At 62.9% G+C, this 20778-nt stretch carries 18 protein-coding genes; 14 read left to right on the top strand and 4 right to left on the bottom strand.

What is annotated here, in order from left to right:
- Positions 1-28 precede the first annotated feature (28 nt).
- The 3 genes from ACRQHG_RS06550 to xylB form a co-directional block, all read right to left on the bottom strand.
- Complete coding sequence (locus tag ACRQHG_RS06550; protein WP_435713526.1) at positions 29-724, bottom strand: DUF6318 family protein; 696 nt, start codon at positions 722-724, stop codon at positions 29-31.
- 160 nt (positions 725-884) lie between these two features.
- Positions 885-1964, bottom strand: a complete 1080-nt coding sequence (locus ACRQHG_RS06545; protein ID WP_435713525.1) for an aldose 1-epimerase — start codon at positions 1962-1964, stop codon at positions 885-887.
- Between the two features lie 56 nt (positions 1965-2020).
- Complete coding sequence (gene xylB / locus ACRQHG_RS06540; protein WP_435713524.1) at positions 2021-3466, bottom strand: xylulokinase; 1446 nt, start codon at positions 3464-3466, stop codon at positions 2021-2023.
- A gap of 391 nt (positions 3467-3857) precedes the next feature.
- Here xylB and ACRQHG_RS06535 point away from each other — a divergent pair, with 391 nt between their 5' ends.
- The 10 genes from ACRQHG_RS06535 to ACRQHG_RS06490 all read left to right on the top strand — a co-directional run bounded on the left by ACRQHG_RS06535 (position 3858) and on the right by ACRQHG_RS06490 (position 15782).
- A complete protein-coding gene (locus ACRQHG_RS06535; protein WP_435713523.1) occupies positions 3858-4994 on the top strand; it encodes an ROK family transcriptional regulator in 1137 nt (378 codons plus the stop codon).
- Between the two features lie 220 nt (positions 4995-5214).
- On the top strand, positions 5215-6378 hold the full coding sequence (gene xylA / locus ACRQHG_RS06530) for a xylose isomerase (protein ID WP_016442287.1): 1164 nt from the start codon (positions 5215-5217) through the stop codon (positions 6376-6378).
- Between the two features lie 280 nt (positions 6379-6658).
- Complete coding sequence (gene chvE / locus ACRQHG_RS06525; protein WP_026428741.1) at positions 6659-7777, top strand: multiple monosaccharide ABC transporter substrate-binding protein; 1119 nt, start codon at positions 6659-6661, stop codon at positions 7775-7777.
- A gap of 9 nt (positions 7778-7786) precedes the next feature.
- A complete protein-coding gene (gene mmsA, locus ACRQHG_RS06520) occupies positions 7787-9340 on the top strand; it encodes a multiple monosaccharide ABC transporter ATP-binding protein (protein WP_435706344.1) in 1554 nt (517 codons plus the stop codon).
- A complete protein-coding gene (gene mmsB, locus ACRQHG_RS06515) occupies positions 9337-10674 on the top strand; it encodes a multiple monosaccharide ABC transporter permease (RefSeq protein WP_435706345.1) in 1338 nt (445 codons plus the stop codon). The genes mmsA and mmsB overlap by 4 nt, the downstream gene beginning before the upstream one ends.
- A 141-nt stretch (positions 10675-10815) precedes the next feature.
- The gene (locus tag ACRQHG_RS06510) at positions 10816-11538 is read left to right on the top strand and encodes a sugar O-acetyltransferase (protein ID WP_435706346.1); all 723 of its coding nucleotides are present in this window, start codon (positions 10816-10818) and stop codon (positions 11536-11538) included.
- A 62-nt stretch (positions 11539-11600) separates the two neighbouring features.
- Positions 11601-13268: a hypothetical protein gene (locus ACRQHG_RS06505; RefSeq protein ID WP_435713522.1), complete on the top strand. Its 1668-nt coding sequence runs from the start codon at positions 11601-11603 to the stop codon at positions 13266-13268.
- Between the two features lie 119 nt (positions 13269-13387).
- A complete protein-coding gene (locus ACRQHG_RS06500; protein ID WP_435713521.1) occupies positions 13388-13900 on the top strand; it encodes a hypothetical protein in 513 nt (170 codons plus the stop codon).
- A gap of 122 nt (positions 13901-14022) precedes the next feature.
- A complete protein-coding gene (locus tag ACRQHG_RS06495; RefSeq protein WP_435706349.1) occupies positions 14023-14886 on the top strand; it encodes an HAD-IIB family hydrolase in 864 nt (287 codons plus the stop codon).
- Positions 14887-15086: 200 nt separating this feature from the next.
- Positions 15087-15782, top strand: coding sequence for a GntR family transcriptional regulator (locus ACRQHG_RS06490; protein WP_435706350.1), 696 nt, complete (start codon positions 15087-15089; stop codon positions 15780-15782).
- A gap of 90 nt (positions 15783-15872) precedes the next feature.
- Here ACRQHG_RS06490 and ACRQHG_RS06485 read toward each other — a convergent pair whose 3' ends face one another.
- On the bottom strand, positions 15873-16112 hold the full coding sequence (locus ACRQHG_RS06485) for a hypothetical protein (RefSeq protein WP_435706351.1): 240 nt from the start codon (positions 16110-16112) through the stop codon (positions 15873-15875).
- Between the two features lie 211 nt (positions 16113-16323).
- Here ACRQHG_RS06485 and ACRQHG_RS06480 point away from each other — a divergent pair, with 211 nt between their 5' ends.
- The 4 genes from ACRQHG_RS06480 (at position 16324) to ACRQHG_RS06465 (ending at position 20752) form a co-directional block, all read left to right on the top strand.
- A complete protein-coding gene (locus ACRQHG_RS06480; RefSeq protein WP_435713468.1) occupies positions 16324-16974 on the top strand; it encodes a tripartite tricarboxylate transporter TctB family protein in 651 nt (216 codons plus the stop codon).
- Positions 16975-16992: 18 nt separating this feature from the next.
- A complete protein-coding gene (locus ACRQHG_RS06475) occupies positions 16993-18687 on the top strand; it encodes a tripartite tricarboxylate transporter permease (protein WP_435706353.1) in 1695 nt (564 codons plus the stop codon).
- A 2-nt stretch (positions 18688-18689) separates the two neighbouring features.
- On the top strand, positions 18690-19673 hold the full coding sequence (locus ACRQHG_RS06470; RefSeq protein WP_435706354.1) for a tripartite tricarboxylate transporter substrate binding protein: 984 nt from the start codon (positions 18690-18692) through the stop codon (positions 19671-19673).
- A gap of 65 nt (positions 19674-19738) precedes the next feature.
- Positions 19739-20752 (top strand): sugar phosphate isomerase/epimerase family protein, encoded by a 1014-nt coding sequence (locus ACRQHG_RS06465; protein WP_435706355.1) that lies wholly within the window; start codon positions 19739-19741, stop codon positions 20750-20752.
- Positions 20753-20778 lie beyond the last annotated feature (26 nt).

The following is a 20778-nucleotide window of genomic DNA, read 5'->3' as shown; positions in this document are numbered from 1 at the left end:
TTAAATCTGGGGCTGCTGTACCGGCTCATCACACGCCTCCGTCCAAAATGTCATCGTTCATGCCCACCGCATCCACGACCCAGTTATCACCCGAGCGGAAAATTCGCATGGTCACGAAGAATTCTTCGGCCCGATCTGTCTTTTCGGCACCCTTGCGGTTCACCACCGGATTAGGCGGGTGGGAGACGGAAAACTGCACGGTATAGGCCGCTATCGGATCATTCCACCGCCCCCGCGCATCACTAAAACTAAAAACAGTTGCCTGCCGGGGCCGGAAATCCGTTTCTTCACGTTTCGCGACCTGGTGTTGGCACCAATCACATTGCTCTCCGGCCAGCGGTGTGAGAGGCGCGATATCACCGGTGATCGTGGCGTAATCGAGGAGGGTGAAAAGATACTGCCCGGCCGCGATGGCTCCCTCCACGGAATCTTCGGCCATCTGAGCGGGCGGGGCAGGAACCGGAATCTGCACCGGCCAGGTAGGTGGAGCAGAGGGAGAACCGGCGGGCGCGGCAGAGTCAGAGCTGCCGGCAGCACCTGCTGACCCGCTGGCAGCGGAACCGGAGCTCCCGGTAGAGGAAGCGGAGCTAGCGGCCGGTGGGCTAGAAGCACCGCCAGACGAGAGCGCCGGGGGAGGCGCACCCGCCCCGGCTCCACATGCACTGAGAAGGAAACAGAGGATGGCAAGAATTCCGGCGCGGCGCCCGGTTATAAGTACGTTCATGGCGCCACGTTAACAGCCGCGTCGCCCCCGCCTAGCGCCTATCCACAGGAAGGCTCGCAGCGGCGCGTCGTCCACAGCTTTGCGCCACGCACACCGCGACACCTACGCAAGCCACGCCTGAACGATTCCCCGGTTCGGCTCCCCTGCGTAGCGTTGCCACCTACGCGCCAGCAACCTCCGTCACCACAACCCACGCTTCGAGCTCTCGGCGAGCGCCCGGTTCCAGCAGCATTTCGCGGCCCTCGGCCCGGTTGAAGGCATTGGGGAGTGCCTGGCACGGCTCCATGGCCACCGCTTGACCAGCGTCGCGCGCCAGCCCGGAGCCAGCAAAAATATGGAAATTCTTCGACGGCCAGTCACCCAGGCGCGCCCACAGAGCAACCTCGCGATTTCCGGTGTGCAAGCGCGCCACATTCCAGCCCGTCCCGGCGCCACTACGTGCGTCAGCACTTCCGTCCGCAGCACCGTCCGCGCTACCGGCCGAACCGGCGCCAGCCCCGACCGCACCCGCGTCCGGCCCGGCGCTATCGGCGAGCCGGGCGTAGGCCCAATCCGTAGCCGGGTCGATGGGGGAGTCCGCGAGCGGCTCGCACGGCGCGAAAGCGCCGGCGCCGTCGTACGGAATAAGCGCGGCATCGGTGGCGATACGCGCGCGGCAATCCAGGCTCAGGCGCGCCTCCGCCAGCGGGCCGGCGAGCCGGAAATACGGATGCCAGCCAAGCGTGACCGGCGCGGCTACCTCGCTGAGGTTCTCGGCGCGTAAGTGCACGTGCAAGGAGCCATCCTCCCCAATGCTGTAAACAATGTTTACGGCAAGCTCGAAGGGGTAAACACTGTTCGCATCCACGCGGGTGGCGAACTCAAGAACGCCGTCGCCTGCTCGAATGACCTCGAATTCCTGGGTAGTGACGAGGCCGTGCAGGCCCGGTTCCGTATCGGGAAGCGGTTCCGGCACGCTGTGAACGCCGTTTACTGGAACCTCGGCGTGGAGGTGAGCACGCACGGCGGCGTCGTCGCCATGATAGAGCGCGGCCGGGTAGCGCCCCGCGCGGATGCGGTTGGACCACGGCACCAGCACGGCGCTGCGGAAACCGTTGAGTTCGCGCAGCTCAGCGGGGTTGCGGTAGCCGTCGATAACCTCGGTATCGCCCAGGCGATAGCTGAGCAGGGTGGCGCCGCGGGTGGCCGCGCGCAGCGTAACGGTCCGGCCCGCGCACTCGCGTTCAGTGGTGACGATCATGGTTCTTCTTCCTTGTAGTCCCGGGTACGACGACGCCGCAGCTGCGGGCGCCTCCTTTAGCTTCCCACGTTCTCCAGGGTACGCGCCAAGGCCTGGTAAGCGGGCCAGGCCGGGTTGCCGGGGCGCGGTGTGAAGCGGGCGGTGATCCGCGGAGCCCAGGCATCGGCCGGGCAGTCCAGGCCCGCCACCCGCGCCGCCTGGTAGGCCGCCCCCTTGGCCACGTATTCACCGGGTTCGGGCAGGGCGAGGGGAATCTCCAGCACATCCGCGAGGATCTGGACCAGCACCCGCGATTGGGCACCCCCGCCAATAAGCATGGCGTTATCAATGGTGATGCCCCCGGCCCGCAGCGCTTCGAGGGCCCCGCGCATGAGGCAGGCCAGGCCTTCGTAGGCGGCGCGGGCTAGATTCGCGCGGGTGAAATTCGCGGCCGTCAAACCGCCCAGATGTGCGCGGGCACCGGGAAGATTCGGGGTGCGCTCGCCCAGGAAATAAGGGATCAGGGTGATTCCACCCGCGCCCGGAGCCGCGGATTCGGCCAGCTCGCCGAGCTCGTCGAAAGAAACATCCAGGATGCTGCGGAAATAATCCTGGATGAGGGAGCCGTTGAGGGTGCAGGCGAGCGGGAGCCACTGGCCGTTCGCATCGGAAAAACCGGTGACCCCCGAGCTGGCATCCTGAACCGGATGGTCGGAGACCGTGGCGATCACCCCGGAGGTTCCGATGGAAAGCGAAGCCTGCCCGCCGCGCAATCCCAAACCGAGGGCGGCGCCGGCATTGTCCCCGGCACCCGGGCCGATGGGGATCGTGCGCGCGGCGGTCCCGCTGCTCAGCCACTGTGCGTCAAGATTCCCCACCGCCTCGAAAGGCGCGGCAATGCGCGGCAGAATAATCTCCCGCGCGGCCGATTCGGGGATGCGTAGCGCCGCGGCGAGGATATCGTAGCGGTAGGCGTCGGTAGTGCAATCCACGTATCCCGTGCCCGAAGCGTCCGAGCGGTCGGTGGCCAGATCGCGCAGATCGGTGGAGCCGGAAAGCTTCCAGGTGAGCCAATCGTGGGGCAGACAGATCGCGTGAATCCGCGCGGCGTTCTCCGGCTCGGCATCAGCCAGGTAGCGCAGTTTGGTGACGGTGAGGGAGGCAACCGGAACCGAGCCGGTTGCCTGCGCCCAAAACTCCCGCCCGAATTCTTCCGTGAGGGCCCGCGCGGCGGGGGCGGACTTGGTGTCGTTCCAGAGCAGCGCGGGGCGAATAACCTCCCCGGCGGCATCGAGGGCCACCAGGCCGTGCTGCTGGCCGCCCACGGCGATACCGGAAATATCATCGAGCCCGCCAGCCGCGGCAATTGCAGCGCGCAGCGCATCAAGCCAGGCCTGCGGATCCACTTCGGTTCCAGCCGGGTGAGGGGCTTTGCCCTGCCGCACGATCTGCGCGGTCTCGGTATCAATAATGAGGACTTTGGTGGACTGGGTGGAGCTATCGACTCCGGCGACGAGTGGCATATTCTCTCCTAGTAGTGGGTGGCGTGACAGCGGTGTCACGCCGCGGGCTGGCACGGAGGAAAAGGGTGAGATAGCGCCGGATAACTCGCCCGGCGTACACCACTCCGTGTATTTGTTCTTAAATAAAACTAATGTGGGGGTGGGAGAGTGTCAAGGGTCTGCGCTATGCTCTGGCCCGCATCCAGCGGCGCGCCTCCATTATGATAAATGAGATGCGCGAGGGGCGGGCAGGTAAAGACCCAGCGGGCAGAGCTCGGGCAGGCAGTGGCCCAGCAGGCAGAGGTTCGGCAAGCGGAAATCAAGCAGAAGTCCAGCAGGCAGAGAGGTCGGGAGCGTGACCAAAACCGGGAAAACACCGCAGAGCTTGAGGGTGGAAAATACCAAAACGGTGTTGGCATCCGTTTTGGATAGTCCGGAACCGCCCTCGCGCGCCCAGCTTGCTACCCGCACCGGCCTCACCCGTGCCACCGTGTCTCGCCTGGTCGATTACCTCCTGGAGGTCAAGCTCATCGAGGAGCTACCCCCGGTGCGCCCGCACGTGGGCCGGCCCGCCAATCCCCTGGTCGCCAAGGGGCAGACCATGGTCATGATCGGGATGGAAGTGAATCTGGCCTACCTTTCCGTGGTGGTCATGGATCTGGCCGGCAATATTCTTTTCACCGCGGTGGATCAGCGTGATTCTCGCCAGGCATCCCCCCAGCTGGTGTGCGAGACGCTCAGTGAGATGCTGGGGCGGTGGGCCCGCCCGCGTGGCACCACGGTGCTGGGCACGGGACTATGCGTTCCCGGTTTGGTGGATCGCGGCCGCGGGATCGTGGTGACCGCCCCGAACTTGGGCTGGGCGGATGTTGATATGGTGAGCCAGCTGCACGCTACCATCGCGGATCTTGGCCGGGTGATCGTCGTGAACGAGGCTGATGCGGCCGCGTACGGGGTGCTCTACCAGCGCCCCGGGGCACTCTCGGCCACCCGCGATTTCATTTACGTGTCCGGTGAGGTCGGCATCGGCGCCGCGGTGGTGGCCGGGGGTGAAGTCTTCGAAGGAACGCACGGCTGGGCCGGGGAATTCGGGCATATGTGCGTGGAACGCTCGGGGCCGCGCTGCGGCTGCGGCTCCAACGGGTGCTTGGAGCAGTATGTGGGTCAAGACGCACTCTTGCGGAACGCCGGATTGGAGCGGGAAGTGGGCGTGGGTGAACTGATAGAAAGGTTCGACGCCGGGGATGCTGGTGTGAGAGATGCTGTTGATCTGGCTGCGGTATCCCTCGGATCGGCCCTCGCGAACGCCCTCAATCTCCTTGATCTCGACACGGTGGTTTTCGGTGGAAACTTCGCCCTCCTCTACCCTCGCTTGGAGATGATCCTGCGCTCCGAACTCAAATATCGGGTGCTGGCTTCGCGCTGGAAGGATATTGAATTGCTCGTCGATGAGCACGGGAATACCGCCGCGGCCATCGGGATATGCCTCCAGCATTTTGAGATTTTCCTCGGCGATCCCAACTCCTGGCTGGAGCCGGAACTTACCTAGGGGCTGGCCCGCAACGGCTCGCAACGGCCTGTAACGGCCCGCACACCGGCTCACGCCAGCGCACCCCACTTTGTTTGTGCCTAAAACTAACCCGCCGGTAAAACGTGCCGGAAAGCTCTCCGGGTGAGATTTACCTTATAGCTATTGACACCGCGCGCTTCCCGAATTAGTTTTGGAAGTGAACAAAGTAGTTGTTCATCAGCATAAAGGAGTGCATACGATGAGAAAGCCTACAAAAGAAGATAAGTTCTCCTTCGGTCTGTGGACCGTGGGGTGGACCGGAACCGATCCCTTCGGTGGGGATTCCCGCCCGGCCCTGGACCCGTGGGTCTACACGGAAAAGCTCGCCGAGCTGGGTGCCTGGGGCATCACCTTCCATGACAATGACGTTTTCGCTTTCGACGCCAGCGATGCTGAGCGTGCCGAGCGGGTGGGCAAGGTCAAGGAAGCAGCCGATGCCAACGGCCTGACCATCGAAATGGTCACCACCAACACCTTCTCCCATCCCATCTTCAAGGACGGCGGCTTCACCAATAACGACCGCTCGATCCGGCGCTTCGGCCTCCAGAAGATCCTGCGTAACGTGGATCTGGCCGCGGAAGTCGGCGCCACCACCTTCGTGATGTGGGGCGGGCGCGAAGGCACCGAATACGATTCCTCCAAGGATCTCAACGCCGCGTTCGAACGTTACAAGGAAGGCCTGGATACGGTAGCCGGATACATTAAGGAGAAGGGCTACGATCTCAAGATCGGCCTGGAGCCCAAGCCGAATGAACCGCGCGGTGATATTTTCCTGCCCACCATCGGCCACGCCCTCGGCATTATTGCCGAGCTGGATAATGGCGATATCGTCGGCCTCAACCCGGAAACCGGGCACGAGCAGATGGCCGGCCTCAACTACACCCACGGGCTGGCCCAGGCCCTCAACGCCGGCAAGCTCTTCCATATCGACCTCAACGGCCAGGCCGGCCCCCGCTACGACCAGGACAAGTGCTTCGGTCACGGCGATCTGGCCTCCGCCTTCTTCACGGTGGATCTGCTGGTCAACGGCTTCTCCAATGGCGGCCCGCGCTACGAAGGCCCCATCCACTTCGATTACAAGCCCTCGCGTACCGAAGGCCTCGAAGGCGTATGGGAATCCGCGGCCGCGAATATGGAAATGTACCTCATGCTCGCGGAGAAGGCGAAGGCCTTCCGTGCCGACCCGCGCACCCAGGAAATCATGGAAGCTGCCTCGGTTCCCGAACTGGCCGAACCGACCGTGGCCGAAGGTGAGAGCCTGGATGATGTACGGGCGGAGAAGTTCGACGTCGCAGCTCTGGCCGCGCGCGAATACCACTACGTTGAGCTCTACCAGCAGGCCATGCGCCACCTTATTGGCTAAGAACCGCAGGGAGGTGGGCGGCCACATATAAGCCCACCTCCCGGCTATCACTGTGCCCCGGTTGGTGGGGGTGAGGTGCGATTCGCAGCTCGCCCCCACCGCATACCGGGCTCACCGCGCAGATTGCCCACGCCTACTCCGGCGTGCCATGCCTGCCGGGCTTGCACGCCGCCCGCGCCTGAATCCACCGCGGACATATATACAGGCGCGTACGAATTGACGATAGCGCGAGCTGCGCCGTCGTTCCCCAACACTTCTCACACAGAGCAAGGAGGCTCCGGTGAAGATTTCCCTGAAGAAAATAGCCGCGATGATCACGGGGATGTTCCTCGTGCTCGCCACCGCAGCCGGGTGCTCCGCCACGCGAAGCGATGAGTACTACGGTCGCAGCGGTGGTGGCACCATCGGCATTTCCATGCCCTCCAAGTCCCTGGAACGCTGGTCGCGTGACGGTGACTACCTGCAAAAGCAATTGCAGGATATGGGATATAAAACCTCGATGCAGTACGCCGATAACAAGGTGGAACAGCAGATCTCCCAAATCCAAAATATGATTAACGAAGGCCCGGCGGTCATTATTGTGGCGTCGATTGACGGTTCGGCCCTCGCGCCGGTGCTCGCCCAGGCCAAGCAAGCCGGTATCAAGATCATTGCCTATGACCGCCTTATTCGCGATACCGACGCGGTCTCCTACTACGTGACTTTCGATAATTACCGCGTGGGGCAGATGCAGGGCGAATATATCGTCAAGGAACTTGGCCTCGACCAGGGCAAGGGTCCCTTCAATTTCGAGCCTTTCTCCGGTTCGCCGGACGATAATAACGCGCGTTACTTCTTCGAAGGCGCCTGGGATCAGCTCAAGCCCTACCTCGATAAGGGCCAGCTGGTGGTGCCCTCCGGTAAGGCCCCCGCGAATGTAGCAGATTGGCAGTCCATCGGTATCCAGGCGTGGATGGCTCCCACCGCGCAGGCGGAAATGGAAACGCGCCTCAACTCCTTCTACCGCGGCGGCACTCGCGTGGATGCGGTGCTCGCCCCCAATGATGCGCTGGCTCTGGGTATCACCCAGGCCCTCGACGCGGACGGCTACACCCAGGACACCTGGCCGGTCCTCACCGGGCAGGACGCGGATCAGGCCAATGTTACGAATATCGTCAAGGGCCGCCAGTCCATGACCGTGTGGAAGGATACCCGCAAGCTCGCCGACCAGGCCGCCCTCATGGTGGACCAGATCGTCAAGGGCGAAGAGGTGACCGTCAATGACACCGAAACCTATGAGAACGGCATGATGGTTGTGCCTACCTACCTGCTCGAACCGGTGGTTATTAACGCGGAGAACGCGCGCGAAAAGCTGGTGGATTCCGGATACTACTCGGCTGCCGAGATCGGCCTCGAGTAGGAGGACGCCATGTATTCAGACGAAAATATTTTGGAGATGCGCGGAATCGTCAAGGACTTTTCCGGCGTGCGCGCTCTCGACGACGTGACCCTCAATGTCAAACGCGGGGAAATCCACGCGATTTGCGGGGAGAACGGCGCCGGGAAATCCACCCTCATGAAGGTGCTCTCCGGCGTGTGGCCGCACGGTACCTACGAAGGCGAGATTATTTACGATCACGAACCGGTCAAGTTCTCCACCATTAAGGATTCGGAGCGGTCCGGAATCGTGATTATCCACCAGGAGCTGGCGCTTTCGCCCTTCCTCTCGGTGGCGGAAAATATTTTCCTCGGTTCCGAAATTACCCGCTTCGGGGCCATCGACTGGAATAAGACGAATGATCGCGCGGCGATCCTGCTGGCCAAAGTGGGCCTCGACGTCGACCCCACCACGGAAGTGGTGGACCTGGGCGTGGGCAAACAGCAGCTGGTGGAAATCGCGAAGGCGCTATCCAAGAACGTCAAGCTCCTCATTCTTGACGAGCCCACAGCGGCCCTCAATGATGATGATTCTGAACACCTACTCAACCTCATGCGCCAGCTCCAGGCGCAGGGTGTTTCCCAGATCATTATTTCCCATAAGCTCAACGAGATCGCGGAGATCGCCGATAATGTCACCATTATTCGCGACGGTCACGCGGTAGGAACCTGGCCCATGAAGGGCGAGGGAGCCATTAGCGAAGCGGAAATTATTCGCCATATGGTGGGCCGCGAGCTCACCAACCGCTACCCGGAGCACACCCCGAACGCGGGGGAGATGCTCCTGGAGGTGGAAGGCTGGACCGCCTACCATCCCCTCGATACCGGGCGGAAAGTGGTGGACGACGCCGCGATTAACGTGCGGGCCGGGGAAATTGTGGGTATCGCCGGGCTTATGGGTGCCGGGCGTACCGAGCTGGCCATGAGCCTCTTCGGGCATTCCTACGGAACAAAGATCTCCGGGACGGTGCGCATGCACGGCCAGGAGGTTGATACTTCCACGGTGGGCAAGGCCATTAAGGCAGGTATTGCCTACGTTCCCGAAGATCGCAAGAGTCTGGGGCTCAACCTCATCCAGGATGTGCAACTTAATGTCACCTCCGCTGCGCTGCGCAAACTCGTGCGCGGCGGGGTGATCGACGAGCACGAAGAAACCCGGGTGGTGGATGGCTACCGGAAGTCGATGCGGATTAAAACCTCCTCGAACCGGGCGCTGGTCTCCTCGCTTTCGGGGGGAAACCAGCAGAAGGTAGTGCTCTCCAAGTGGATGTACACCGATCCGGAGCTCCTCATTTTGGACGAACCGACGCGCGGCATCGACGTCGGCGCGAAATACGAAATCTACCAAATCATTAACGAACTAGCGGACCAGGGCAAGGGTGTTCTGGTGATTTCCTCCGAGCTTCCCGAATTGCTGGGAATCTGCGACCGCATTTACACACTCAACGCCGGAAAAGTCACGGGCTGCTTCGCGCGCGAAGACGCGAGCCAGGAAAAGCTCATGAGCTACATGGCCGGTGAACGCAAGGAAGGACAGGTAGCATGAGCGAGAAACCTGAGGTAACCACGGGCGCGGCCGGTGCGGGCGGCGCAAGGGCCGCCGGCACCGAAACCGCAACCGGCACCGAAACCGCAACCGCCGCGACACGCGCTGTTCCCGCGGTGCGCGCGCCGAAGAAATCCGAGGATCCGGCCACCGCCAACCGGGGCAGCGCGAAACTGGGCGGGATTAACCTGCGCCAGTACGGCATTTTGCTGGCTCTCGTCATTATTATTCTGCTGTTCCAGGTCCTTACCAAGGGCCTGCTCCTCGCCCCGAATAACGTGGCTTCCCTGATCCAGCAGAACGCCTACGTGCTTATTTTGACCATCGGCATGACGATCGTCATTATTGCCCGGCATATCGACCTCTCGGTCGGTTCGGTGGTGGCTTTCGTGGGCGGCGTTGTGGCACTCATGATGGATTCCATGGGCTGGTCCTGGCCGGTCGCGGTGGTGGCCGGGCTTCTTATCGGCGCGCTTATCGGCTGCTGGCAGGGCTTCTGGGTTGCCTATGTGGGCATCCCCGCCTTCATCGTGACGCTGGGCGGCATGCTCATCTTCCGCGGCCTGGCCATTGTACTGGTGGAACGCACCATTTCCGGCCTGCCCGGCGGCTTCGTTTCCATCGCGAACGGCTCGCTACCGAATTGGCTCGGCTTCTTTACCCCGAGTTTCCTGCGTGATTGCGATGTGCTTACCCTCCTTATCGGCCTGCTGGCCGTGGCGGGCATGCTGGTCAGCGCGCTGCGCAAGCGCCGGGCCCGCGCCCGCGGGGGAGCCCCGCTCGAATCCGCGGCGAGCTTCTGGATCCGTAACCTCATCCTCGCGGTCGGCATTATGGCGGTGGCCTACGTGCTCTCGCTTTCGGCCGGCGGCACCCCGATTGTGCTCGTCATTATCGGCGTGCTCGTGATGATCTACGCCTTCGTCATGAACCGCACCGTTTTCGGCCGGCACGTCTACGCCGTGGGCGGCAACCTGGAAGCCGCGAAGCTCTCCGGTGTCAATACCAAGCGGGTGGACTTCCTCGTCTTCGTCAATATGGGCGTGCTGTCCGCGCTCGCGGGCATTGTGACGACGTCGCGCGCGGGTGCGGCCGTGGCCACGGCCGGAAACGGCTACGAACTGGATGCCATCGCCGCGGCCTTCATCGGCGGGGTGGCGGTGACCGGTGGTCGCGGCCGGCTTTCCGGGGCTATTATCGGTGCTTTTATTATGGGCGTGCTCAATATGGGTCTGTCGATTCTCAACGTCGATTCCGCCTGGCAGCAGTCCATTAAGGGCCTCGTGGTTATTCTTGCCGTCGCTTTCGATATGGTGGCTAACCGCAAGAAATAATCTCCGGAATTGCACTCCTCCGGGGTCGTGCGGGGCGGGTAGGTCACTACTCGCCCCGCACGGGCGTCGTCGTACTACTTTTCGACCGTCGCTGCCACCGCGCACCGTCGCTACCACCGCGCATCAAATTAAGGAAGAAAAATGCCCGAAACTCCCCGCAACCCGCGCCATATTGCCCGCCCGCACGTCGCTGAGCTGCCCGAACGCTCCCGCTGCCCGCTTCCGGGCGAAGAAACAGACGTGCAATGGCGGCGCATGGTGGAAGGCCGGCTCTACCGCTGGGGCCCCACCCAGGCGCGGGTGCGCGAACGCGCCATCGCGCTGCTGGAAGAATTCAACGCCGACGCCGCCTGGGGTAGCCCGCGCGCGGTCCACATCCTGCGCGAACTCCTCGGCGGTTTCGGGGCCGGCGCGCAAATCGTCCGCCCGTTCACCTGCGATTACGGCGTGAATATCAGCCTGGGGGAGGGCTCCTTTATTAATACCGGCGCGGTGATTCTGGATCTGTGCCCGGTGCGCATCGGCGCCGGGGTGCTCATCGCCCCGCACGTGACCATCTCCTGCGCCTCGCATCCCATCGACCCAGCTCTGCGCGCCACGCGCCTCGAATACGGCCGCCCCATCACCATCGAAAATAACGTCTGGATCGGCATGGGCGCCTCCATCGCCGGCGGCGTGACCATCGGCGAAAATTCCGTGGTGGGCGCCGGCGCCGTGGTGCTGCGCGACGTCCCGCCGGGGAGCGTCGTCGGCGGGGTTCCGGCCCGCGTGCTCCGTTCCATTAATTCCGACGACGCCGCCTTCGCGGCAGCGCTCCTCGCCGACTACCGAGCGGAGGTGGGCGAGGAGCCGCTTTCGGGGTAGGCGGGGATGCGCGGGCGGCGCATTATCGCTACCCTGGAAAGGCGCCAAAGGAAGGAAGTTTTGTGCCGCATCGTCATCGCCGACCCAGCACCGCCACCACGCCATTCACATGTTCGCGCACCGCCCACCGCCCGCACCTGGCCTCGTTCGGCCTGCTCACCGTGCTGGCTCTTGTGCTCGCTCTCAGCCTCAGTTCATGTAGCGGCACGCCGAGCGCCGCCGAGCGCGGCCCCATTGCCGTGCATCGCGCCCCGCAAGCGGACCTGGTGCTCCCCGCCACGGACGCGGAAGGTGCCATCGCCGCCTCCGCCGCGCTTTTTGCCAGCGCCCACGTCGCGGTGCTGAGCGGCCCGGGCTCCGTGGAGCAGGCCGGCGAGCTTGCCGAATCGCTGGCCGTACCGGTTTTCCTGGTGGAGAATGCGGAAGGGCAGGCGGCGCTCGAAGCGCAGGGTGCGCCCGAAGCGGATCAGCAGCCCGAAGCCCCGGCTGCCGAGGGTGCCCTTGCCGCCGAATTTGAGCGGCTCGGCGTGCAGCATACCCTCCTGGTGGGAACCGCGAAGCCGACCTGGTTGAGCGGCGAAGCCGAAGAGTACCCTCCCGCGCAGGGCCAGGAATCCGCGCAATCCGGAAGCGCCGCGCAGCCGGCCGGCACTGACCAGCCCACTCAGACCGGCTCGACCTACCCCACGCCCGCCGATATCCACTACCTGCCGGCTACCACCACCGCGCCATTCCCCGTCATTACTGATGGCGCGAATCCCGCCACCCTGGCCACGGTGCGCGCGGCAGGTGGCGCCGTCGTCGAATCAGATCCTGATCCGCGCGCAAGCAGTGCAACTATCCAGGCGCTCGCGGGAAGTGCGGCGGCGGTGGCCAGCTTCGGCGTCGATCTTCCAAATCTCAGCTGGCAGTTGGCCGCGGTGCGCACCGGCACGGAACTACCCGGCGGTGGGCAGTTGGTGCTGGAGGGCAAGCGGTATGTGGCGCTGTACGGTTCGCCGGTCACGGCCGCGCTCGGGGTGCTCGGCGAGCAGGGTGTGGAGGAAACCGCGGCGCGCGCCGATGCGCATGCCCAGCCGTACCGCGCGCTCACGGAGGACACGGTGATCCCCGCGATGGAGCTCATCGTGACGGTGGCGGCCGGGCAGCCCGGCGACGATGGCAATTATTCCCACGAATGGGATCCGGATATTTTCGTGCCCTATATTGAGACGGCCGCGCGCCACGGCCAGTACGTGGTGCTCGATTTCCAGCCCGGGCGCTCCAGCTTCCCTGAGCAGGTCAAACGCTATGAGAAGCTGCTGCGCTACCCGAATGTGGGCATCGCGCTGGACCCGGAATGGCGCCTGGGCCCGGAGGATTTTCCGCTGGAGCGCATCGGCCACGTGGAGATAGCCGAGGTCAACGAGACGGTGCGGTGGCTCGCCGATTTTGTGCGCGAGAATCAGCTGCCGCAGAAAGCGGTGATCCTGCACCAGTTCCAGGTGCAGATGCTGCGCGACGTGGACCAGCTTGACCGGTCGCGTGCCGAAGTTGCGCTGGTTATTCACGCCGACGGCCAGGGCAGCCAGGCCGCCAAGCAGGACACCTGGCGCACCCTGCACGCCCACGCGCCCGCCGGTGTGGCATGGGGCTGGAAGAACTTCTACGATGAGGACAAACCGATGCTCACGCCGGAGGAAACCTACACCCAGGTGGAGCCGATGCCGGCCTTCGTGAGCTATCAGTAACGCGGGTAGATTCGCGCGGGCGCGGTGAACGGCGCTCACGGAAAAACGGTGTTTACGGAGAACAGTGTTTACCGGGGCGCGGGCGCGTTCGGCGCGGACCCAGAGACGAAAGGCAGGATATGCGGAGCACGAAACTAATGGCCTTAGCCGCGGGAGCGGTGGCCGCGTTCTGCGGCGTGGCGGGCCTGGGTGGATGCAGTGGTGATACGACGACGCCGCCATCGGCCACGCCCCTTCCTGGCGGGCCCGGGGATACCGAGTCGGGGCCAGCCGCGGCTATCGCGCACGGCACCGGAGAAGTGAAGGTACGCGGCGGGGTCATTATGTCGGGTGGCGTGGCCACCATGTGCGAAGTGTTCCTGGAGAGCTACCCGCCCCAATGCGGGGGAGTCCGGGTGACCATTGCCGGCCTGGAAAGCTATTCGCCGCAGGAGCTGGGCTTGGAAACCGTGGATCCGAAAATCGTGACCCGGCCGGGTGAGACCCCCAAACCGGCCAGCCCGGATCCGGCCTGGGGGGAGCTGGCCTTGACGATTGATATTACGGAGATTGCTGCGGATGGTCAGTCGGCCACCGCGCAGCTGGTGGAAATCCACGGGAAGGACGGGAAGGAAACGATTAGCCACCGGTAGCTGCGCCGGGTGCGGGGTGTGGCCCGCGCGGGTCGCGGGTGTGTTCGGGCAGGCCAGCCGCTCGGAGTGCGGTGGGCCAAGCTCCCCTCCCGGAGCGCGCGTGAGTAGCGTACCGTGGAGATATGGCTATTCATGTGGACCTGGAAGCTGAGCTTCCCGCAGACCTTCTCACCATTGACGCGCTGGCCCTCGATTTGGACGGCACCCTGGCGCGCAATGACAAACACGTTTCCGATGCCACGATTGCGGCGCTGGCTCGGCTGCACGCCACCGGCGTCGCGATTATTGTGGCGACCGGCCGGGTGTACCCGGCTACCGTCGGGATTTACGAGCGGGCCAATATCGACGGCCCGCTCATCGCGGCGAGCGGCGCGATGGCGGTGGCGTCCGTGCGGGAATACGCGCATGGCGCGGCGGGCGCGGCGTCGTACGAACCTATGGACGACGCGCTCTACGCACGCATCCTCGACTTTTGCCGCACGCACGACCTCCAGCTGGTCATTTTCGGGCGCGACCATCTTTTCGCGAAGGAAGACGGCGAAGCGGTGCGGGTGCTGGCGCAGCGCAACGAAGGCGAGCAGCCCATCGTGGCGGACCTGGAGGCGCTGCCGCGCGAGGACCGCCTCAAGGCCGCGCTCTTCGCCAACGACACCGAATACGAACGGATCCGTGCCGACCTCGCGGCCGAATTCCCCAATGCGGCGCGCTCCTATGACGGCACCATCGAAGTGACCAGCCCGGCCACCGATAAATGGGTGGCGCTGCGCACCATCCTCGCGGGGCTCGGCGTTCCGGTGGCGCGCACCGCCGGCATCGGCGATTCCGCCAATGACCTGCCCTGGCTGCGCGAAGTGGGCGTGGCGATCTGCCCGTCCAATTCGGTGGCGGCCGTCAAGGACATTTCCGCCTATGAGATCGGCTCCAATGATGAGGACGCCGTGGCCGCGCTGTGCAACCGGATTGCGGAGGCGAGGGAGGGGCGTTAACGGGGGCAGTCCCTGAAGCTGCTGGCGCGGTAGCCGCGCCGTCGTTCCCGCGCGTAGTGACCTTGACTCAAGTCCCGGAGCCAGCCCGGCGCCCTCGGTATACTATGCCCATACCCCCGCCTCTGTGACGCGAAATGCCGCGTGCCGACGCCGCGGAACGGCGGGCGAAGAGTGTGTTCATTGGATTCCGAGGAGTCGCCGTGGCCGTCACCGGTTCTCTGCTTAAGCGTCGTCGTTCTGCTTTACGCGACGAGGTGTATTCCACCATTCTCGATATGTTGCTGGGCGGTGTGTTCCAGCCGGAAGAATCCTTAAGTATTGACGGCCTGGCCCGCGATCTTGACGTATCTCCCACCCCGGTACGCGAAGCCATGGTGGAAATGGAGCATACTGGCTTGGTGGAGCGCCTGGCTCGGCGCGGCTACCGGGTGGCGCCTCCTATCTCTACCGAGCAAATTCGCAAACTTATTGATGTTCGTAAGCTTCTGGAACTCCAGGCGGTGGACTGGGCGTATCCGCACGCCAAGCAACTCCTTCCGGAATTGCGCCAGGCCCACGCCGAACACGAAGTGGCGTGGCAGAATCTTGAGCATGAAAAAGGGCATCTTGACCTCGCCCATATCCGCCACTATTTCGACGCCGATTGGAACTTCCACCGCGTTATCATTCGCTACGCCAATAATTCTTATCTGGAATCGGCGGTGGATAACCTCGCTTTCCAGGCCCATCGCATCCGCCAAACGGTGGGGGAGGGGAGCTCTGACGGAGCCCAGGCCACCGCGGAGCACCACGCGATTTTGGAGGCTTTTGCTTCGGGCACGCGCGAGGATGCGCTAGCCGCGATGGAAGCCCACCTCAACGGGGTGCTGCGCCGCTCGATTTCCGACGCGGAATAAATACCTTGCGTGGCGCGGTTCGCGTTCGCCGCGGCACGTGCGGTTGAGATAGTTGGGCGACGACGCCGCGCCCATCGGCACCTCGCTTATCTAGCCACCACGGCCGGCCCGGCGAATCCGCCGCGCCGCAATCGCGAGGCTGATAAAAATCCACACCGGCCAGGCCCAGCAGGTAGCTAAAGCGAGGTAGGTGGTTCGCCGCGCGCTCCGATCCAGCCGCGAATGGGGATCCTGCGCCGTGCGGCCCAATCCGCGGATCAGGTTAACAGCCCAGAGCACCGCCACGCCCAGGTAGATAACAATCCCGACCGTGATGAGAATCTGCCCCATTGCTCCTCCTTTGGCATCGGTGCCCGCAGCCTAGAAAGCTTCACTCCTGTGTACCTTCGGCACCTCAGGGTACCGCGCGGCCCTTGTCACAGAATCCTATACGATATAGGATATTGGAAACTTAGTAGCGCACGTCACTGTTGATGTCGGTTTCAAAGCCGAAACGTCATCCCTACCACAGAAGTGCACTACCAGAAGGAAAGGTTGCTCGATGAGGAGTACAACGGTGAAGACCGATGGAGACCCTGGGATGCACCCACCCGGCACGGTTTCTCAGAACACCACGGGTGCCACCACAAGCGCGCCGATACAAGCTCAACGCCCGGGCGGGAACCGCGATATCGGCGCCCTGGTTTTCCGCCTCGTTATTTTAGGTATCGGCATCTACGTCATCGTGGCGGGATGGAATTACGGACTGTCACAAGATAATGGCGAAGTTGGCGCCGGGCTCATGCCCTTCATCGCCGGTTGCGTTATTGTGCTTGCTTCGATCTGGGATCTTATTCGCTCCAGCATTACCAAGCCGGCACCGGCCACCAGCCCCGAAGACGATGAATCCGTCCAGCTCATGGAGCAGTACGCGGCCGAAGATACGCCCGCGGAAGGTGAGCGCACCGAACGCCAGCGCCAACTCGCGGTGGTCTACGTTTTCCTCGCGATGCTCGGCGCGATTATCCTCACCCGGGTCATCGGCCTGCTGCTGTCCGTCACGCTCATGGTCTTTGTCCTCGTTGTTTTCGTGGAACGGCGTACATGGTGGAAGGGGCTCCTCGCCGCTATTCTCACCTTCCTCTTCGGCTACGTGGTCTTCTCGGTACTGCTCCAAGTGCCGCTTCCCACCGGAATGCTCGACCTGGTGTAAGGGAGGAAGGAAAACATCATGATTGAGAATCTTCTGCTCGGTTTCCAAACATCCCTCACCCCGGACAATCTGCTCTGGTGTTTTATCGGGGTACTCCTCGGTACCGTTATCGGGATGCTCCCCGGCCTGGGGGCCACCACGGGCGTGGCAATTCTGCTTCCCCTCACCCTCACGATGGAGCCGGTTACCGCGCTTATTATGCTCGCGGGAATTTACTACGGGTGCCAGTACGGTGGCACGATTGCCGCGGTTCTCATCGCCACCCCGGGGGATGCCAGCGCCGTCGCAACAGTGATAGACGGCTACTCTTTAGCCCGAAAAGGGAAAGCGGGTAAAGCGCTCGCGATTGCGGCCATCGGCTCCTTCTTCGCAGCCATTGTTTCCCTTATTCTGCTCTGCCTGGTAGCAGCCCCTATCGCGCAATTCGCACTGCGTTTCGGCCCGGCTGAAATGCTCGCCATTATGATCATGGGTCTGCTCACCATCATCTCCTTCTCCGGCGATAACCTCGCCAAGGGACTCATGATGGCCGGCATCGGCCTGGTGCTCTCCACTGTGGGAATGTCCTCGGCCTTCGCGGCTTCGCGCTTCACCTTTGGAAGCGTGAGTTTGCTGGGTGGTATTGATTTCGTCGTCGTAATGATCGGAGTCTTCGCCATCGGAGAGGTTGTTTCCCAGATCGGCGCGGGCACCGCGAAACCCATTCGCGCCCGCATGCGTGACATGGTCATCAAACCCTCCGATATTAAGCAGGCTTTCCCTGCTATTACCCGCGGTACCGGGCTCGGTTTCGTGCTCGGCTGCCTGCCTGGAGCCGGATCCACCCTCGCTTCCCTGGTCGCCTACGGCGCGGAAAAGCAGGTCTCCAAGAACTCCCGCAACTTCGGTAAGGGCGCCATTGAAGGCGTGGCAGCATCCGAATCGGCGAATAACGCCGCGGCCAATGCGAATTTCGTTCCGACCCTCGCGCTGGGTGTTCCCGGTGGTACGACGACGGCAGTCCTCCTCGGCGCCTTTGTCATGTATGGGATCCAGCCTGGGCCCCTCCTCTTTGAGAACCAACCCACGCTGGTATGGGGCTTGCTGACCTCCTTCTTCATTGGAAACGTCATCCTGCTTATCCTCAACTTGCCCATGGCTCCAGTTTTCGCCCAGGTCCTGCGCCTGCCCTACTCCTACCTCTACCCGCTCATCATCTTCTTCTCGATGTTCGGGGCCTTCGCGGTGGAAAACGGCGTTTTCGCGCTCACGGTTCTGTTCGTTGCGGGCTTGGCCGGGTTCTTCATCAAGAAATACAACTATCCGACGGCGCCGCTCATCCTGGGCATGGTGCTCGGGCCCATGGTGGAACGCTACCTGGTGCAGACCTCCGCTTTCAGCCAGGGAGATCTCACCATCGTATTCCGCCAACCCCTGGCCTTGACCATCCTCGGCATCACCCTGGCCATCATGGTGGTTCCCGGCCTCCTCAAGCGTTTCTCACGTAAATCCAGCCGCAAGTCAGCGGCGGCCCAGGCCCCCGCGGAGGTAACTTCCGCGGAGGAACCCGCACCGTCCGTGGACCTCGCGCAACCCGCTGCCGTGGGGGAGCACGCCGGCTCGGCCGCGCGCGGAACCCGCGCTCTCGACACGACAACCACACCACCGCCGGGTCTCACGCCCAGCGGTGACATCCCCCAATCCGGATCAACGACGATCAACTCAAAGGAATAACAATGAAAATCTCACGACTCATGAGCGGTATCGCCGCTGTTAGCTGCGCGCTCCTCGCCCTGTCCGGCTGTCAGGATAAGGACGGTGGCTCCTCTGCGGGAGGAAGCGATTTCGATCCCGGTGCCCGCATTACTATGGTGGTGCCCATGGCCCCCGGTGGCGGTTCGGATATGTCCGGCCGTGCCATTGCTTCCGGCCTGGAGAACGTCACGGGCAAGTCCATTTCGGTGGAGAATCGTCAGGGGGCCGGCGGCGCCGTCGGCTACGCCGCATTCCTGGGCGAAGAAGGCGACACCTCCAAGCTCCTTGCCACCGAAACTGCCCTCATTAACCTTCCTCTTACCGAAAACGTGCCCTTCACCTGGCGCAGCTTCACCCCGATTATGAAGGTGGGTCAGGACTCGACGATTATGGTCGTCAAGAAGGGTTCCTCCTACAATTCCTGCCGCGCCGTGGTGGATGCGGCGAAGGCCGGGTCAGTCAAGGTTTCCATCTCCGGTGGCGTGACCGGTAACGACGCTATCCAATTCGGCCTCATCGAAAAGGATCAGGGCGTGCAATTCCAGCGCGTGCCTTACGAATCTGGCGGTGAAGCCGTGACGGCGCTGCTCGGTGGCCACGTTGATGTCGCCCTGGGTAACCCCAGCGAAGTAATGGGCCAGCTGGAAGCCGGCGATCTGGTTCCCCTGTGCGTGATCTCCGATGAGCGCTACCACTACGATGCGCTCAAGGACATCCCCACCACCGTGGAAGAAGGAATTAACGTGACCTTTTCCCAGTTCCGCGGTCTCATCGCTCCGGGTGGAATCAGCGACGAAGCCCGCGAATACTGGATCGATGCCGCAAAGAAGTACAGCGAAAGCAAGGACTTCACCAGCTACATGGAAACCAACTTCATGCAGATCGATCCTCTCTTCGGCGATGATTTCGTCAAGTACCTCGAAGAGTACGAAGCAGATCTCAAGAAGGGACTCGGGCAGAGCTAAGGCTCGCCAGCAATAAGCGAATAGGCGCCGGCCCCGGATACGGGGCCGGCGAAAGGAGTGATGAGGTGTATACGGCGGATACCTGGCCAATTGCGGCCAAGATGAATTTCGGATCCCGCACGGAAACAGGGGAGGATATAGCCACCGCGCCGCTGAGCGTATGGGAAGACCAGCTTCTGCAAGTCAAAGAACTCGGCTTTAGCGCTATTGACCCGATGGATGACTGGGTTCCCCTTGTTGATCTACCCGAAAAACGTTTCGCGTCCTTCCGGGATATCTGCCGGGATCTCGACCTCAGCATTCCAGCTATCTCCGTGGGCAGGCGTTCCGTCGTTGATGTGCGCAACGGAGATGCCAATCTTGCCTTCGTGCATGATCTCATCGACCGCGGGCATGAGCTCGGGGCCCAGGTTATAAATATTGGTTTCATGGAAGCCCTCACCCCGGCGCAGGAAAAAGCGCTGTGGTTCTGGTTGGCCCCCGGGCACGTATGCGATCCGCAGCTGCGCCCGCTCGCGATAGAGCGGGTGCGGGAACTAGCCCGGCACGCCGGGCAATACGGGATGCAGATCAGCCTGGAAATGTACGAGGACACCTACGTGGGAACCCACGACGGCGCGGTTCGCTTCGTGCGCGATATTGACCGTGACAACGTGGGGCTCAATCCGGATATTGGCAATCTCATTCGCCTCCACCGGCCTATGCCCAGCTACCAGGAGATGTTCGATGCCGTTCTTCCCTACGCCAATTACTGGCATATCAAGAACTACATTCGCGATGAGGACCCGGAAACCGGCACCTATATGTCCGCGCCGGTTCCCCTGGAAAGCGGACTCATTAACTATCGCGCCGTGATCCGGCAGGGCTTGCGGGGCGGATTTACCGGAGCGTTCATGGTGGAACACTACGGCTCGGACTGGCTGGGCGTGGGCGCGACCAACGCCCGCTATATCCGCCAGGTACTCCGCTCCGCCTTGCGCACCATTGATCCCTTCGCCTCCGGAGATTCCGTTCGCTCCGCTGCGTCCCCTGCTGGCGGGTCCAGCTGCGGCGAAGCCGCTGCTGCGTCGTCGTACTAATTCTCGAACCTATTCACCCCAGTTAC

Origin of the sequence: Actinotignum vesiculae, from assembly GCF_051267215.1 — a bacterium.
Lineage (GTDB): Bacteria > Actinomycetota > Actinomycetes > Actinomycetales > Actinomycetaceae > Actinotignum > Actinotignum schaalii.
This window is presented reverse-complemented; position numbering and strand designations above follow the sequence as displayed.